General features: G+C 72.5%; 13 protein-coding genes. 5 read left to right on the top strand and 8 right to left on the bottom strand.

All coding sequences use genetic code 11. From position 1 onward, the window contains the following. Positions 1-21: 21 nt before the first annotated feature. Positions 22-1464, bottom strand: coding sequence for a hypothetical protein (locus HNR20_RS29665; RefSeq protein ID WP_229687242.1), 1443 nt, complete (start codon positions 1462-1464; stop codon positions 22-24). Positions 1465-1667: 203 nt separating this feature from the next. On the opposite strand from HNR20_RS29665, the gene HNR20_RS29660 reads away from it, so the two are divergent. Beyond that, positions 1668-1922 carry a CDGSH iron-sulfur domain-containing protein gene (locus HNR20_RS29660; RefSeq protein ID WP_184186683.1) on the top strand — a complete coding sequence of 85 codons (255 nt, stop codon included), beginning with the start codon at positions 1668-1670 and terminating at the stop codon, positions 1920-1922. A 5-nt stretch (positions 1923-1927) separates the two neighbouring features. Here HNR20_RS29660 and HNR20_RS29655 read toward each other — a convergent pair whose 3' ends face one another. From HNR20_RS29655 to HNR20_RS29645, 3 genes are read right to left on the bottom strand one after another with little or no spacing between them, the layout of a single operon-like run. Beyond that, a complete protein-coding gene (locus HNR20_RS29655) occupies positions 1928-3043 on the bottom strand; it encodes an iron-containing redox enzyme family protein (RefSeq protein ID WP_184186681.1) in 1116 nt (371 codons plus the stop codon). A 49-nt stretch (positions 3044-3092) separates the two neighbouring features. Further along, a complete protein-coding gene (locus tag HNR20_RS29650; RefSeq protein WP_184186678.1) occupies positions 3093-4847 on the bottom strand; it encodes a thiamine pyrophosphate-binding protein in 1755 nt (584 codons plus the stop codon). After that, positions 4840-5964: a baeRF2 domain-containing protein gene (locus tag HNR20_RS29645; protein ID WP_184186675.1), complete on the bottom strand. Its 1125-nt coding sequence runs from the start codon at positions 5962-5964 to the stop codon at positions 4840-4842. The genes HNR20_RS29650 and HNR20_RS29645 overlap by 8 nt, the downstream gene beginning before the upstream one ends. A gap of 142 nt (positions 5965-6106) precedes the next feature. Here HNR20_RS29645 and HNR20_RS29640 point away from each other — a divergent pair, with 142 nt between their 5' ends. Next, the gene (locus HNR20_RS29640) at positions 6107-6655 is read left to right on the top strand and encodes a hypothetical protein (protein ID WP_184189280.1); all 549 of its coding nucleotides are present in this window, start codon (positions 6107-6109) and stop codon (positions 6653-6655) included. Between the two features lie 28 nt (positions 6656-6683). Here HNR20_RS29640 and HNR20_RS29635 read toward each other — a convergent pair whose 3' ends face one another. Further along, entirely contained in the window at positions 6684-7022 is a 339-nt protein-coding gene (locus tag HNR20_RS29635; RefSeq protein WP_184189278.1) for a DUF3817 domain-containing protein, read from the bottom strand. Positions 7023-7175: 153 nt separating this feature from the next. On the opposite strand from HNR20_RS29635, the gene HNR20_RS29630 reads away from it, so the two are divergent. From HNR20_RS29630 to HNR20_RS29620, 3 genes are all read left to right on the top strand, one after another. Beyond that, complete coding sequence (locus HNR20_RS29630) at positions 7176-8654, top strand: glutamate-cysteine ligase family protein (protein WP_184186672.1); 1479 nt, start codon at positions 7176-7178, stop codon at positions 8652-8654. A 267-nt stretch (positions 8655-8921) separates the two neighbouring features. After that, on the top strand, positions 8922-9845 hold the full coding sequence (locus tag HNR20_RS29625; protein WP_229687325.1) for a S66 peptidase family protein: 924 nt from the start codon (positions 8922-8924) through the stop codon (positions 9843-9845). Positions 9846-9934: 89 nt separating this feature from the next. Then, positions 9935-11746: a hypothetical protein gene (locus tag HNR20_RS29620; protein WP_184186669.1), complete on the top strand. Its 1812-nt coding sequence runs from the start codon at positions 9935-9937 to the stop codon at positions 11744-11746. A 44-nt stretch (positions 11747-11790) separates the two neighbouring features. Here the strand turns inward: HNR20_RS29620 and HNR20_RS29615 are convergent, their stop codons facing one another. From HNR20_RS29615 to HNR20_RS29605, 3 genes are all read right to left on the bottom strand, one after another. Then, positions 11791-12177 (bottom strand): DUF2267 domain-containing protein, encoded by a 387-nt coding sequence (locus HNR20_RS29615; RefSeq protein WP_184186666.1) that lies wholly within the window; start codon positions 12175-12177, stop codon positions 11791-11793. 132 nt (positions 12178-12309) lie between these two features. After that, positions 12310-13620, bottom strand: a complete 1311-nt coding sequence (locus HNR20_RS29610) for an alpha/beta fold hydrolase (protein ID WP_184186663.1) — start codon at positions 13618-13620, stop codon at positions 12310-12312. Between the two features lie 83 nt (positions 13621-13703). Next, a complete protein-coding gene (locus HNR20_RS29605; RefSeq protein WP_184186660.1) occupies positions 13704-14876 on the bottom strand; it encodes a zinc-dependent alcohol dehydrogenase in 1173 nt (390 codons plus the stop codon). Positions 14877-14881 lie beyond the last annotated feature (5 nt).

Genomic DNA, 14881 nt, shown 5'->3' with positions numbered 1-14881 from the left:
GAAGTTTCGGCGTGCTCCGCCTCAGGAGACCAGCAACCCCTGGTGGCCGCCGCTGTCGCGGAGCACGGCCAACGCCTCGGCGGCCCCCAGCGAGGGCGGCGCGGGCAGGTCGTACGGTTGGGCACGCAGGACCTCGGTGGCCCGGCGGGTGGGCACCGAGGTGACCGGGTAGCCCCGCGCGGTGGTCCGGTCCAACGCCCGACGCCGCCGCCCGAACCCGGCCACCGCCAGCCACTGCGGCAGCCCAGCGAGGGCGGGTGAGCGCACCCCGGGCGGTTCGGGCAACACGTCCACCGAGCTGAACGCCTCGCTGCCGGCCAACCACCACTCGGCCTCGTCGACGCTGCGCCGGGTGGCGTTCTCACACCAGTACGGCACCAGCCCCGCCCGCACCACCTGCCACGGGTCGAGCAACCGGCCGCACTCCACCACCAACCGGTCACCGGTCTTGCCGGCGCCGCGCAGCCACCGTCGGTACAGGTCGGCCACCCCCGCGCTCAGCGCCGCGGGCCGAGGCACCAGCACCCGGTGCAGCGGGTGCTCGTGCCGCGCGGACCAGTCCCGCGCGGCCAGCTCGAAGCCCGAGTCGACGCCGTGCTCGGCGTAACCCGACGGTACGGACACCTCCGGTGGCTCCCACCGGGCCGCGTCGCCGCCGACGGAGCGCAGCACCTGCCGCAGCGCGTGGCTGTCCGGGTGGAAGTCGACCGGGTCGAGCCCGCTGGCGGGGCTTCCGACCTGGAAGCTGTGGCCGGGGCCGCGCTCCAGCACCGGCCAGGTGCGCGCGTCACGAACCAGCAGCACCGGGGCACCCGGGACCAGCCGGTCGGCCAGGAACTGCGCGTACGCGGCCGGTAGGGCCCTCCACGCGGCGGTCAGCGACACGGTCGCCCCGGTCAGCGGGCCACGGCTGGCCGGGCAGTGCACCTGGCGCAGGTGCAGGTCGGCGTTGCCGGCGAGCAGCCGGGTGGCGAGTGCCTCGCCGTGCTCCAGGGCGTCCGCCGGGCGGTCCACCGCGCCGTCGGACCAGTGCACGGTCATCTCGAAGCCGGCGGGCAGCCACGGCACGCCGAGAGCCACCGCGAGGTGTGCCGCCGCGCCGTGCGGTGAGCCGATGAGCACCCCGGGGTAGCGCCGGCGGGGGTACTGGTCGACGAACCAGCGGGCCACCCGGGCGGCGTCCACCTCGTCGACCTGGGACACGGTGAGCGCGACCCGACCAGCGGCCCGGGTGACCGCGGCGCGGCGTACCGGCTCCGGAGCGCCCGGGAACCGCGACGTCGGCCCGGTGTGCCCAAGGTCGGCGCAGTCCTCGCCCCGCAGCGCCCGGGCGGTGGCGCCGACCAGCACCCGGGCGGCGCTTCCCGCGGCCACGACCCGGTCGCCGGCGAGACCGGCGCCATCAGCCGTGAGCCCCTTGTGCACCTTGTGCACCGGCCCCACCTTGCCTCGTTCGCTCACCACGCGGCCCGGCTTCCCGTCCCGATGGGGTTCAAACGGGGCATCACCCACCCGGCAGCACATTCCGCTGGTCAGCGGGGTGCGCCGGTCATCACCGGCGTTCGGCGACGATCCGCCGCCGACGGTCGGAGCGGGTTGGCCCGGGGCGATCACCCCGGGACGGTGGCGCGGGTTTCGCCGGGGCCAGGGCGGGCACTTGCGGGGCCATGCGCACCGACGACACCAGCGAGCCCGCCGCCGCCACGATCACCCCGTACGAGGACGGACCGTTGCTGGTCCGTGGCGACTTCGACCTGGTCACCCCCGACGGCGAACGCATCGACGCGCGCCGGGGCACGGTGGCGCTGTGCCGATGCGGCAAGTCGGCGCTCAAGCCGTTCTGCGACGGCACCCACAAGGCGGTCAACTTCCGCGCGGGCACCACCCGCGAGGGCGGACCCGACCTCGTGTCGAAGGGCTGACCCGGTCAGGCCACGGCGGGCTCGGCCGGCGGGGCCAGGGTGGCCGACGCCGTCGCGGTGAGGGGGACGCTCGGCAGCACGGTGGACGGCAGGGGCGGCGGGGCGGGCGACCGCAGCGAGCTGCGGCCGGCGGCCCAACTGTCCAGCAGGTGCCCGGCGAACAGCCGGTCCACCGCGAGCCCGGCCGCCGCGCCGAAGAGCACGTCGGGGGCGAGGGCCGGTTCAACGCGGACCAGGCCACCGCACATGTCGTGGGCGGCGATCTGCTCGTGCACCGCGTCTGCCTCGACGTGCTCGTCGTAGAAGCGGGTGGCCACCTCGTCGAAGCCGAGCCGGCGCAGGCCGTTGCCGTAGCGACGGTTAGGCAGCGAGGAGGTCATCTCGAACGCGGCCAGATGCCCGAGCAGCGCGCCGCGCAGCCGTCGGTGCAGCCCGAACAGCGACATCAGGTTGTTGGTCGCCAGGGTCACCGCGGGCGCCGCGTCCAGGTGGGCGCCGTAGGTGATGTCCAGGCCGAGCCGCTCCAGGGTGCACCGGAACAGCTCGGCGTGCATCCGGTCCAGCCGGCCGTTGCCGTACTCGTCGGTCTGGATCTCCACGAGGGCGGCCTTGGCCGGGCCGCCGAGGCGGGGCAGGGCCCAACTGTGCGGGTCCGCCTCACGCAGGTGGTAGACGGAGCGGTGGGTGACGAACTCGCGGAACTGGGTGAGGTTGGCGCGGCGTTGCAGCGTCGCGGCCAGCGGCGGCCCGTCGTCGGCCGCGACCAGCTCGGCGAGGCCGGCCGCCACCCCGGCGGCGGGCACCGACGGCGAGCCGACCAGTCGGCGCAGCGCCGCCTCGAACGACCGTTCGGCGCGGGCCCGCAGCGCGAGCATCGTCGGTTGCCACTCCCATGCCTCGTCCACCCCCCGCCAGCCCCGGTAGTGCAGCTCGTAGCAGAGGAACAGGGTCAGCTGAAGGTCCTCGTCCGTGATCGGGTCCGCCGGGTCGAGGTCGGCGCCGAGGTCTGGCGGCAGGTCGTGCGGCGGCCGACGCAGAGCGCCGAGCACCGCCGCGGAGATCGGGCCGCGCGACCGCGGCAGGGTCGCCGGGCCGTATCGGCGGTCAGCGGGCTCGGACATGGGACCTCCAGCGTCGTCGGGCCGCTACTGATGCCCGAGGCCAGGGCGGCTAAACGAGATCCTCGGCGTTCGCGGTGACCTCCACCTGTTCGCGGACCTTCCGGGCGGGAGCACCGTCGGCGTACAGGCCGCGCAGGTCGGCGAACGCCGGCTCCGGCGGCGCCAACGACACCGCCGGGTCGACGACGGCCTCCAGTACGCAGGGACGGTCCGCGGCCAACGCCTCGTCCCAGGCCGCGCCGACCAGTTCCGGGCGGTCCACCCGCACACCGTGCAGCCCGAGCAGGCGGGCCCAGCCGGCGTACGGCACGTCGGGGCGGCGCTGGGTCGGGTCGGATGACGTCTCCCGGCCGCCGCCCATGCCGCTCTGGTCCCGGTTGTTCAGCACCAGCACCACCAGCCGCGGATCACGCCACTTCTGCCAGTGGTGCGACACGGTGATCAACTCGGCGAGCCCGTTGAGCTGCATCGCCCCGTCACCGAGCAACGCGATCACCGGCTGGTCCGGGGCGGCGAGCTTGGCGGCCACCGCGTACGGCAGTGCGCAGCCCATCGAGCCGAGGGTGCCGCACAGCTGCGCGTTCACCCCGGGTGGCAGGGCGAGGTGCCGGGCATACCAGTAGAGGACCGACCCGACGTCGACCGCGACCGAGCCGGTGCCCGGCATCCGGGCGGACAGCTCCTGGAGTACGAGCTGCGGGTTGACCGGGTCCGCGGGCGCGGCAGCCCGGTCGACGGCGACCTGACGCCACCGGTCCACTGAGCTCTCCACGGTGGCGCGCCACCGCTGATCGTTCCGAGGGCGCACACGGGTCAGCAGCGCCCGCAGCGTCTCGGCGGCGTCACCGACCAGCGGCGCGTCGGCCGGGTAGCGGGTGCCGATCCTTCGGCCGTCGATGTCGATCTGCACGGTGCGGGCCTGCTCGGGCATCGGGAAGTAGTCGGTCCACGGGTCGTTGGTGCCGACCATCAGCAACGTGTCACAGCCACCCATCAGCTCGGCGGCGGCCGGGGTGCCGACCTCGCCGAGCACCCCGGTGTGGAACGGCAGCCGCTCGTCGAGCACCGGCTTGCCCAGCAGTGAGGTGGCCACGCCGGCACCGAGTCGGTCGGCCATCTCGATGATCTCGGCGGCGGCGTCGCGACCGCCCTGACCGACCAGGATCGCGACGCGCTGACCACCGCTGAGCAGCTGGGCGGCGGCATCGAGGTCCGCGTCGTGCGGCAGCACCCGGGCCAGTGGCTCACCCGGGGTCGCCGAGACCACCCCGACGGCCGACGTCTGTAGGTCGGGCACCAGGGCTTCCTGCAACTGCCGGGGCAGCACGACACAGGTCGGGCTACGGGTCGCCGCCGCCGTACGGAACGCCTGGTCCAGCAGCGCCGCCACGTGCTCGGGGCTGCGGCCGTACCGGACGAACTGGTTGCAGACGTCGCCGAAGAGCCGGCTCAGCCCGATCTCCTGGTGCGCGTCGCCGAGCGGCCCGGAGATGTCCTCCCCGACGATCGCCACCACCGGTTTGCTGTCCAGCTTGGCGTCGTAGAGGCCGTTGAGCAGTTGGACGGCGCTGGGCCCCTGGGTGGCGAGGCAGACCCCGATGCCGCCGGTGAACTTGGCGTGCCCGGTGGCCATGAACGAGGCGGTCTCCTCGTGCCGGGCCGGGATGAACGCCGGTTCGCCGCCGGTACGGTCCAACGCGTCGACCAACGGGGCGATCGCCTCGCCCGGGTAGCCGAAGGCGCGGGGCACCCGCCAGGCCAGGAGCCGTTCCACCACGAGGTCCGCCACGCGGCGCTCAGCCATTGCCCCGCCCCGGCGTGCTGGGGTCGACGTAGCGCAGCACCGCGCCGACGCCGTCGGTCAGCTCGGGTGCCTCGTCCGCCCCCAGCACGGTCAGTGCCGCGTCGGTGCCGACGAGTGCGCGGACCAGCGCCGCGTCGGCGCGTACCCGCTGCGGGTCGTCCACCGACATCGCGGCCAACTGCCCCGGGTCGACGGCGATCTCGGTCGCCTCCGCGCCGATCCACAACTCGCCGTCGGCCGACGGGTCGTCGACGATCAGCATGGTGTCCACCTGGTTGCGTTGCAGGGCGGAGACCACCGCGTCGAGGCCGGCGCCCACGTCCTCCTGCACGCCGAACTTGTCCAGGGCGGCGCTGATCCGCTGGTCGGCGATCTCCGCGATGGTCTGCACGGTGAGGTCGTCCAGCAACGTCTGGTCGGCGCCGCCGGCTCGTGACCCGGCGTCGGTACGGACCACCAGGTCCTGCCAGCGCTCCGGCATCTGCGCGGCGATCATTCCGGTGGCCCGGACGTCACCGGCGACGACCACCACGTCCGCGCCGACCCGGTCGGCCAGTTCCACGGTCGCCGCGGTCACGTCGCCGGCGTTGTGGTGCCACGCCTCCATGGCCGCCCGTTGATAGCGCGACTGGGACCAGCCGCCGGGCTTCGCCCGCCGCAGTGGGAACTCGTTCGCTCCGGCGACGTGCGCCCGCCGGGGCACCCCGCCGGCGCTGACCGCCATCGCGTCGGCGCCGATCCGGTCGGCCACCACCCGCACCCAGGCGACCTGTTCGCCACGCTGGGCGAGCAGCGGCATCACGTGCGGCAGTGCCCCGTACGCGGCCAGATCGCGCAGTGGCGGCGCGGACAGGTACTCGGAGAGCACCACTCGACCGTGACTGGCGAAGACCGCCAGGCCGTAGTCGCCGACCATCGGGTCGTGCCCACGGATCACCCGGTCCAGCGCGGCGACGCTCGCCTCGTCCGCCCCCTGTTCGGTCAGCCGACTCTGCAGGGCACGCCAGCGCAGGTCCAGCGCCGGTTTGGCATCCTCCGTGTCCGCGGAGGCATCCAGATACACCGAGCACCACGGCCCGGGACGGTCGTAGAGCGGGCGCAGGAAGGACAGCTGCATGCTCGACCCCTTTCCAGCTCGGCAGCCCGCTTACCCTCCTCGCCCGGGATGTCACCTCGCAGCCGTGAGCCCGTGACCAGGTTTCATTCACGTCGTTCAACCCAGGACGTCGATACGATCTGTGAACACAAGCGGACTCTCGGTGGTGGAGATGGACAGCGGACTCGATACCCGACGGATCGTGCACCCGACGGAGCGGATCGTCACCGGGCGGCTGATCCGCCTGCTCGACGGCTACACGCGGGAGGTACGCATCGGTCAGCCGGTGCTGGTGGCGGTGCTCGCCGCGGCGGCGGTCGCCCGGCTACCCGCCCTGCTGCTGCGCTCGCTCTTCTCCTCCGCCGGTGGCGGCACACGTCGACGCTGGAAGCAGTTGAAGCAGGGCCCGGAGTACCTGGTCGTCCCGGTGCGACTGCGCAACACCGCCGGGCAGCTCTGCGAGGTGGAGCTGCACGGTCACCTGCCGCAGAGCGCCCTGCACCCGGCGGACCACGTGCAGCTCACCCTGCGGCCGCAACGGGACCCGGAGCTGCCGCCCCGCATCGAGCGAATCGTCAACCTCACCACCGGGCAGCTGCTCACCCCGCGTACCGCGACGCTCTGGTCGCATCTCGGGCCGCCACTGCTGCTGCAGGCGTTCCTGGGCGCGCTCCTGCTGGCCGGCATCGCGGCCTGGGCCGTGCTGACCTGATCCGGCCGGGCGGGTGCCGGCCGGCCGTTCAGCCGACCGGGGCGGGCTCGCGGGCCGGTTGGCGGTCGACGCCGAGCATCCCCCGGCGACGGGCCCAGCGCTCGTAAGCCAGGGTGGCGAACGGCGGCACCGCACTGGCCAGGGCCACTGCCGTGGCCAGCAGGCTCCACCGGTGCAGCCGGGCCACGGCCAGCACCAGCAGGACGTACGCGATGAACAGGCCGCCATGGATCGGCCCGAAGATCTTCACGCCCAGCTCATTGCCCGGCGGGCCGTACTTGACCAGCATGCCGACCAGCAGGGCCAGCCAGGAGCAGGCCTCGGCGATCGCCGCCGCGACGAACAACCGGGTCACCTTCTCGCGCATCCGCACCCCACCACCTCTCCGGCCGCAATGCTATCGGGGCGACCTGACTGGGCTATCAGGGCGGGCGGCTGGGTAGGAGAAGACCATCGGGCCTTCCCCTGCCCGCCGACGACGTGCGAGGTTAGGGGGACCAGCGGTGACAGGGTGGTGACCATGGGCGAGGACGTCAGCGTACGAACCTTCAGTCGAGAAGACCGGGCCCGCTATCGCGACAAGGTCCGCCGCTGCCTGGATGTCTTCGCCGAGATGCTGCGCGAGTCGCGTTTCGATGTCGACCGGCCGATGACCGGCGTGGAGATCGAGCTGAACCTGGTCGACGAGGCGTCGAATCCGGCGATGCGCAACGCCGACGTGCTGGCGGCCATCGCCGACGAGAGTTTCCAGACGGAGCTGGGCCAGTTCAACATCGAGATCAACGTGCCGCCGCGCCGGCTGACCGGCACCGGCACCGCCGACTTCGAGGAGGGCGTCCGGGCCAGCCTCAACGCCGCCGAGGTGAAGGCCCGGGCGATCGGCGCGCACATGGTCATGATCGGCATCCTGCCGACGCTGCGCCCCGAGCACCTGACTGCCGAGACGCTCTCGGCCAACCCCCGCTACAAGCTGCTCAACGAGCAGATCTTCGCCGCCCGCGGTGAGGATCTGCCGATCGCCATCAGCGGTGTGGAGCGGTTGGCGGTCACCGCCGACACGATCACCCCCGAGGCGGCCTGCACCAGCACGCAGTTCCATCTGCAGGTCAGCCCGGCCCAGTTCGCCGATTACTGGAACGCCGCCCAGGCGATCGCCGGCATCCAGGTCGCGGTCGGCGCGAACTCGCCGCTGTTCTTCGGCCGGGAGCTGTGGCGCGAGACCCGCATCCCGCTGTTCCAGCAGGCCACCGACACCAGGTCGGAAGAGATCAAAGCCCAAGGGGTACGCCCCAGAGTCTGGTTCGGCGAACGCTGGATCACCAGCGTGTTCGACCTGTTCGAGGAGAACGTGCGTTACTTCCCGGCACTGTTGCCGGTCTGCGACCCGGAGGACCCGACGCAGGCCCTCGCGGCCGGCGAGGTGCCCAACCTCGCCGAGCTGCGCCTGCACAACGGCACCGTCTACCGGTGGAACCGCCCGGTGTACGACGTGTCGCGCGGCCGGCCGCACCTGCGGGTGGAGAACCGGGTGCTGCCCGCCGGCCCGACCGTGTTGGACACCATCGCCAACGGCGCGTTCTACTTCGGACTGGTGCGCGCCCTGGCCGAGTCGGACCGACCACTGTGGTCACAGATGTCGTTCAGCGCCGCCGAGGAGAACTTCACCAACTGCGCCCGGCACGGCATCGACGCGCAGGTCTTCTGGCCCGGCCTGGGCTACCTGCCGGTCACCGAGCTGGTGCTGCGGCGGCTGCTGCCGCTGGCGCACCACGGCCTGGACCGGTGGGGGCTCGACCCGGGCGAACGCGACCGGTTGCTCGGCGTCATCGAGCAGCGCTGTCTGACCAGCCGCAACGGCGCGAGCTGGCAGGTGGAGACGCTGCACCGGCTGGAGTCCGCCGACCACCTGGACCGGCCGGCGGCGCTGCGCGAGGTGGTCCGCCACTACGTGGACCTCATGCACAGCAACCGGCCGGTGCACGAGTGGCCCATCCCCTGACCGGGCGTCGCTCCCCCGGCCGGCCCCACCGTTCGCGGCCCCACAACTCATCGATGTCTGTCGTAGGCTGGTGCGGCGCGGACATCGACGTCAACGAGGGGACCGCCTGTGACCACTTCCGGAACGGACCGCACCCCGACTCCGAGGTCCGCGAGCCAAGCCCTGTCCCGACGGCACGTGCTGGGTGCCGGAGCTGCGGCTGCCGGCGGGGCGTTGCTCGTCGGGACGGCCGAGGCGGCGCAGGCGGCGCCGGGCGGCCCGAAGCGGGTGCTGCGCGCGCCGGCCCTGGTTCCCGGGGACCGGGTCCGGGTCGTCTCTCCCGGAGGCACGCCCAGCCCCGCGAACATGGCGCGCGGCATCGAGATCCTGCGAAGCTGGGGCCTGGAGGTCGAGCTGGGCGCGCACGTCTTCGCCAGGTACGGCTATCTGGCCGGCACCGACGCGCAGCGGCTGGCCGACCTGAACGCCGCGCTCAACGATCCCGGAGTCCGTGGTGTGTTCGCCGCCCGTGGCGGCTACGGCACCCAGCGGATCGTCGATCAGATCGACGTGGCCGGCATCCGGCGCGACCCCCGGGTGGTCGTCGGGTTCAGTGACATCACCAGCATCCACGGCAGGCTCTGGCGCGAGACCGGGCTGGCCACCTTCTACGGCCCGATGGTCAACTGGAGCGACAGCCGCACCGGCCCAGAGTCAGCCGAGTCGCTCCGCCGGGCGGTGATGACGACGGCCCCCGTCACCATCTCCCGAGATCCCGCCGAGACGGCCGCCGCCGTGCTGGTGCCGGGGCGGGCGACGGGTCCCCTGCTCGGGGGCTGCCTCACCCTGATCTCCACCTCGCTGGGCGCCGACGACGCCCCGAAGTTCGACGGCGCCATTCTGTTCTTCGAGGACGTGGACGAGGCTCCGTACAGCATCGACCGGATGCTGACCGAGTTGCGCCGGGTGGGCGTGCTGACCAGGGTCGCCGGGGTGGTCATCGGCCAAATCACCAACAGCGTCGGCGGACCCGACGAGTGGGACGCGGCGGCGGTGCTGAGGGATCGCCTCTACGACCTCGGCGTGCCGGTCCTCGGTGGGCTCCGACTGGGGCATGGCAATGGCCAGCTCACCGTTCCGCTCGGTTCACGGGCCACCATCGATGCCGTGGCGGGGACCCTGACGGTGGAGCCCGGAGTCCGTCCCCGCTAGCCTCCGGGCGGGGCGAGGTCGACAGTCTTCCGGACGAGCCGCCCCACGGCGCCGACCGCTCGGCGCACCTGTCGTCGATGATGGGTGCCATGACGTCGGTGGGCGCCCAGCGGGTGCGAGATGCGAACGGCGCGACGCACAGTCCGGCGGAGCAGCGACTGATCGAGTCCGTCGCCCGCGGCGAGGTGCTTGATCTGGTCGGTGACAGGCCGGTCGACGAGGAGGCGATGCGCTCCTGGGGCGATGACCACGCGATCTCGGCCTCGGTCATCCGTGAGCTGGTGCGCGGCCGGCTGGTCAGCGAACCCGACCCGCACGGTCTGCGGCTGCGCGGGGCCCGGATCGTCGGCCGGATCGACCTGGAGAACGTCACCAGTGACCTGGCGCTGGAGTTGCGCGACTGTCTGCTGCCCGACGGCGTGAACCTTCGCAACGCCCGCCTGTCGGCGGTCGCCCTGAGTGGGTGCCGCATCGAGCAGGCGCCCGACTCAGCGGATGCGGCACTGGAGGCGACGCGCTGTGCGGCCTGGGCGCTCTCGCTCGACCGGAGCACCGTGAGCGCCGACGCCGCGGCCGGCGCCATTCGTCTCGCCGCCGCCCGCGTCGGCACACTGGACTGCCGCGGCGCGCGGTGGGCGAACAGCACCGGACCTGCCCTGGATGCCGACGGCCTCACCGTCGACCAGAGCGTGTTCCTGAATGACGGCTTCACCGCGACCAGCCCCAGCGTGCGCGGCACCGTCCGGTTGCTCGGCGCCCACATCGGCGGCCAGCTCAACTGCGGTGGGGCACGGTTGGAGAACACCGTTGGCCCGGCGCTCAACGCCGACAACCTCCGAGCCGACCAGGACGTGCTGCTGTCGCACGGCTTCAGCGCCACCAGCGCCAGCGCGCAGGGCACCATCCGGCTCATCAGCGCGCACATCGGGTCGCTGAGCGCGGGCGGCGCGCGGCTCACGAACACCGCCGGACCGGTCCTCGACGCGGACGGCCTCACCGTCGACCGGGACGTCGCCCTGGATCGTGGCTTCACCGCCAGCAGCGCCAGTGCGTGGGGCGCCGTCGGCCTGGCCGGCGCCCACATCGGTGGGCTCCTGACCTGCGGCGCGGCGCGCCTGGAGAACACGATCGGCCCCGCCGTCGACCTGAACGGCCTTCGGGTCGACCAGGACGTGCTCCTGGACGACGGGTTCAGTGCCACCAGCGGCGGTGACGAGGCGGTGGTGCTGGTGCTGGCCGGGGCCCGGGTCGGTGGAACCCTCCGCCTCGACACCGATCGGGTGGCCCGTACGGCACCGGGCCCGGGACCGCTCGTCGAGTTGGAGGGGCTCACCTACAGCGGGCTGCCGCGACCGGCGTCACTGCGGCACTGGCTGACCCTGCTGCGCGAGCACACGCCCCGCTACAGCGCCCAGCCCTACCAGCATCTCGCCGCCGCCTACCGAGCCGCCGGCCATGACCGTGACGCCCGCACCATCCTCATCGCCCAACGCCGTGACCAGCTCCACCGCGCCGGGCTGAGCGCCGCCGAACGCGCCTGGGGTCGCCTCACCGGGATCACCCTCGGCTACGGCTACCAGCCCTGGCGGGCCCTGCTCCTGCTCCTCGCCACACTGGCCGTCGCCGTCGCGCTCAGCGTCGTCGGCGGCCACCACGGCGGCCTCGCGCAGAAGCCGCTGACCAGCGGCGCTGCCGCCGCCTGCACGAGCATCGACCAGATCGGTGTCGGCCTCGACCTCGGCGCTCCACTGCTCAAGACCGGTGCCCGGGATCGCTGCCAACCGACCGACACCGCCGCCGGTCAGACTCTCACCATTGCCGGCTGGCTCCTGCAACTGTTCGCCTGGAGCTTCGCCACCCTCTTCATCGCCGGCTTCACCAGCGCGGTCCGCAAGACCTGACCCCACGCTGACCTGCTCCGCGCCGGTTGCGGCCGGGGCGGTGCTCAGCCGCGCGGGGTGGGAACGCCGAAGAGATCGATGATGCCGCCGGGAAGCTGAGCGAGCAGGTCGTGCCGCTCGTCGTCATTGAGCGCCTCGGCGACGGTACGCAACACCGCCTGGGCGTGTTGACGCACCTGGTCCGCGTCCGCGACCTGCTCCCGGTCGCCGACGTGCTTCAGGAACTCACCGACGTCCCACCGGCGACCCTGAGGATTACGGGTGACGGATGCGTCCAGCCGATCCGGTAGCTGTGCCGCCAGGTTGTCGGCCTCCTGTCCGGCGAGCCGTTCGCCGAGCACCGACAGGACGGCCTGTATGGACCGCACGGCCTCGTTCTCCCCGAGGCCCGCGCGCCGCCGTACCGTGGCGATCATCTGCTCGTACTCCATGACCCGCTCCTTCCGTCTCCTCGACCGGCCGTCAGGCCTGCCGGCGGACGAACGGGGCGAGTTCCCAGGCTCCCTGGCCGCAAACGGGGTCACGTGTCGACCCGGACTTTGTGTCATCGGGCGGGCAGGGCCTCACAGCTCGCCGCGAACCAGACGGATCAGGCGGTCGAGGACGCGGCCCTCGCTTACCCGCAGGCCGTCGTGCTCGTACTCGTTGGTGATCCAGGGGCGCAGACCGCGTACCGCTCGCGCGGTGGCCAACGAATCGTCAGTGTCGACGTACATGTCGTCGTGGTAGATGGCGGCGGCGACCGGCACCTCGTTGCGGGCCAACCGCTCCGGGTCGTACAGGTCCGGCCAGTCCGTGCGCCGCGCGAGCAGCTCGGCCGCCTCAGCCAGCGGGGCCAGGGCAGGGTCGGTGACGACCATCCAGGGGTAGATCATCTCGCCGGTCAGCAGCACCGGCCGGTCCTCCGCCAACGCCCGGTCGGCGTCGAACGCCGGGAACTCGGCCCGTACCGCCTCGGCCGCCCATCCGGTGGCGCGCGGTGTCACCGAACGCTGGCCGTAGATCGACTCGTGCAGCAGCGCGTAGAGCGGGCGGCCCGCGTACGACAGGTGGCCCTGGACCTCGGCGAGGAACGGGTCGGAGAGCTGCTGACCGGGCACCCCGGGCAGGAAGGCGTCTTCGAGCAGGTAGTGCAGAGCGTGCGACCCGTTGCCGGTACCCAGCATGATGCCGATGGCCTGGAACGCCTCGGCGGTCAACAGTCCACCGCCGGGCAGACGCACCTCCCGCTCCCGCAGGTGTCGCACGACGGCCCGGACGGTCTCGACGTCCTGCGGGTAGCGCGCGTAGTGCGCCTCGACCTTGCGCCGCACCCGTGGGTAGGCGGCCCGGTAGACATCGTCGGCCGTGCTGCGCAGACCGGGCAGACCGCCGGTCACGAAGGCCTCGCGGACGCCGTCCGGCGCGTACGACAGGTAGGTGAGGGTGCAGAAGCCGCCGTAGCTCTGGCCGAGCAGGCTCCACCGACCGTCCTCGCCGAGAAGTTCCCGGCGGATCAGTTCACAGTCCCGGACGATCGAGTCGGCGCGGAAGTGCGCCAGGTACCGGGCCTGGGCGGCCGCGTCGCCCCGAAGCGGCAGCGTGTTTCGGTCGGCGGGGGTGGAGCGGCCGGTGCCGCGCTGGTCCAGCAGCAGCACCCGGTAGTCGTCCAGCGCCCGGTCCAGCCAGTTGTCCCTGCCCACCGGGCGGGGTGACCGGCCACCGGGGCCGCCCTGCAGGAAGAGCAGCCACGGCAAGGGCTCGCGCTCCTTGCCGGCGGCCACGACCTCGCGGGCGTACACCTCGATCCGCTCTCCGGCCGGGTCAGCGTGGTCGAGCGGTACCTGGAAACGGTGGTCGGTGATGATGGTGCCTGGGTGGCGGTAGACCGACACGGGTGCCCCTTCCCGGAGGGGGTCCTGATGCCTCCGATTGTCGGCCGCCACCGTACGCGACGCCGCCGCGTGGACGTCCCCGGTCAGACCGTGAGCAGCACCTTCGTACAGTCGTCCTGTTTCTTCTGGAAGATCTTGTAGCCCTTCGGGGCGTCGCGCAGCGGCATCCGGTGGCTGACGATGAAGCTCGGGTCGATCTCACCGCGCCGGATCCGCTCCAGCAGCGGCCGGGTGTAGCGCTGGACGTGACACTGACCGGTCCGCATGATCAGCGATCGGTTCATGAAGGCGCCCATCGGGAACTTGTCGACGAAACCGCCGTACGCGCCGACGACCGAGACCACCCCTCCCGAACGGCAGGCGAGGATCGCCTGGCGCAGCGCGAACGGCCGTTCCGTCTCGACCCGGGCGGCCTGCTTGGCCCGGTCGTACGCGTACATGGCGGCGTTGCCGTGGTGTCCCTCCAGGCCGACCGCGTCGATGCACGCGTCGGGCCCCCGGCCGGCGGTCATCTCGTTGAGTGTGTCCAGCACGTCAGCCTGTTCATAGTTGATCGTCTCGGCGCCGACGTGTTCCTCGGCCAGCCGCAGCCGGTACGGGAACCGGTCGATGACGATCACCCGTTCCGCGCCGAGCAGCCGGGCGCTGGCGGCGGCGAACAGCCCGACCGGCCCGGCGCCCCAGACGGCGATCACCTGCCCGGGCTTGATGTCGCACATCTCGGCGCCCATGTAGCCGGTCGGGAACACGTCGGCGAGCATGACCGCCTGGTCGTCGCGAACCTCGTCGGGCACCTTGACCGGGCCGACGTCGGCGAACGGCACCCGGGCGTACTCGGCCTGACCGCCCGCGTACCCGCCGAGCAGGTGGGAGTAGCCGAAGATGCCGGCCGGCGAGTGACCCATGATCTTCTCGGCGATGCCGGCGTTGGGGTTGGAGTTCTCGCAGACCGAGTAGAGGCCGCGCTGGCAGGACGAGCAGTGTCCGCAGGAGATCGGGAAGGGCACCACCACCCGGTCACCGGGCTTGAGGTTGCGCACCTGCGGGCCGACCTCGACCACCTCGCCCATGAACTCGTGGCCGAGGATGTCGCCCTTGCGCATCGCGGGGATGTAGCCGTGGTAGAGGTGCAGGTCAGAGCCGCAGATCGCGGTGGTGCTGATCCGGACGATGGCGTCCCGGGCGTTCATGATCTTCGGATCGGGTACGTCGATGACCTTGACGCTGTCGGTGCCCATCCAGGCGGTGGCCTTCATTCTCG

It is taken from the genome of Micromonospora parathelypteridis (assembly GCF_014201145.1).
In the GTDB taxonomy this organism is placed as follows: domain Bacteria; phylum Actinomycetota; class Actinomycetes; order Mycobacteriales; family Micromonosporaceae; genus Micromonospora; species Micromonospora parathelypteridis.
The sequence above is the reverse complement of the archived record's forward strand: the minus strand, read 5'-3'. Positions and strand labels throughout refer to the sequence as shown.

What these genes read in the sequence shown, in the direction of transcription:
- HNR20_RS29660 (WP_184186683.1), top strand. Translation starts at nt 1,668, where the DNA reads ATGCGCACCGACGACACCAGCGAGCCCGCCGCCGCCACGATCACCCCG.
- HNR20_RS29655 (WP_184186681.1), bottom strand. Translation starts at nt 3,043, where the DNA reads ATGTCCGAGCCCGCTGACCGCCGATACGGCCCGGCGACCCTGCCGCGG.
- HNR20_RS29650 (WP_184186678.1), bottom strand. Translation starts at nt 4,847, where the DNA reads ATGGCTGAGCGCCGCGTGGCGGACCTCGTGGTGGAACGGCTCCTGGCC.
- HNR20_RS29645 (WP_184186675.1), bottom strand. Translation starts at nt 5,964, where the DNA reads ATGCAGCTGTCCTTCCTGCGCCCGCTCTACGACCGTCCCGGGCCGTGG.
- HNR20_RS29635 (WP_184189278.1), bottom strand. Translation starts at nt 7,022, where the DNA reads ATGCGCGAGAAGGTGACCCGGTTGTTCGTCGCGGCGGCGATCGCCGAG.
- HNR20_RS29630 (WP_184186672.1), top strand. Translation starts at nt 7,176, where the DNA reads ATGGGCGAGGACGTCAGCGTACGAACCTTCAGTCGAGAAGACCGGGCC.
- HNR20_RS29620 (WP_184186669.1), top strand. Translation starts at nt 9,935, where the DNA reads ATGACGTCGGTGGGCGCCCAGCGGGTGCGAGATGCGAACGGCGCGACG.
- HNR20_RS29615 (WP_184186666.1), bottom strand. Translation starts at nt 12,177, where the DNA reads ATGGAGTACGAGCAGATGATCGCCACGGTACGGCGGCGCGCGGGCCTC.
- HNR20_RS29605 (WP_184186660.1), bottom strand. Translation starts at nt 14,876, where the DNA reads ATGAAGGCCACCGCCTGGATGGGCACCGACAGCGTCAAGGTCATCGAC.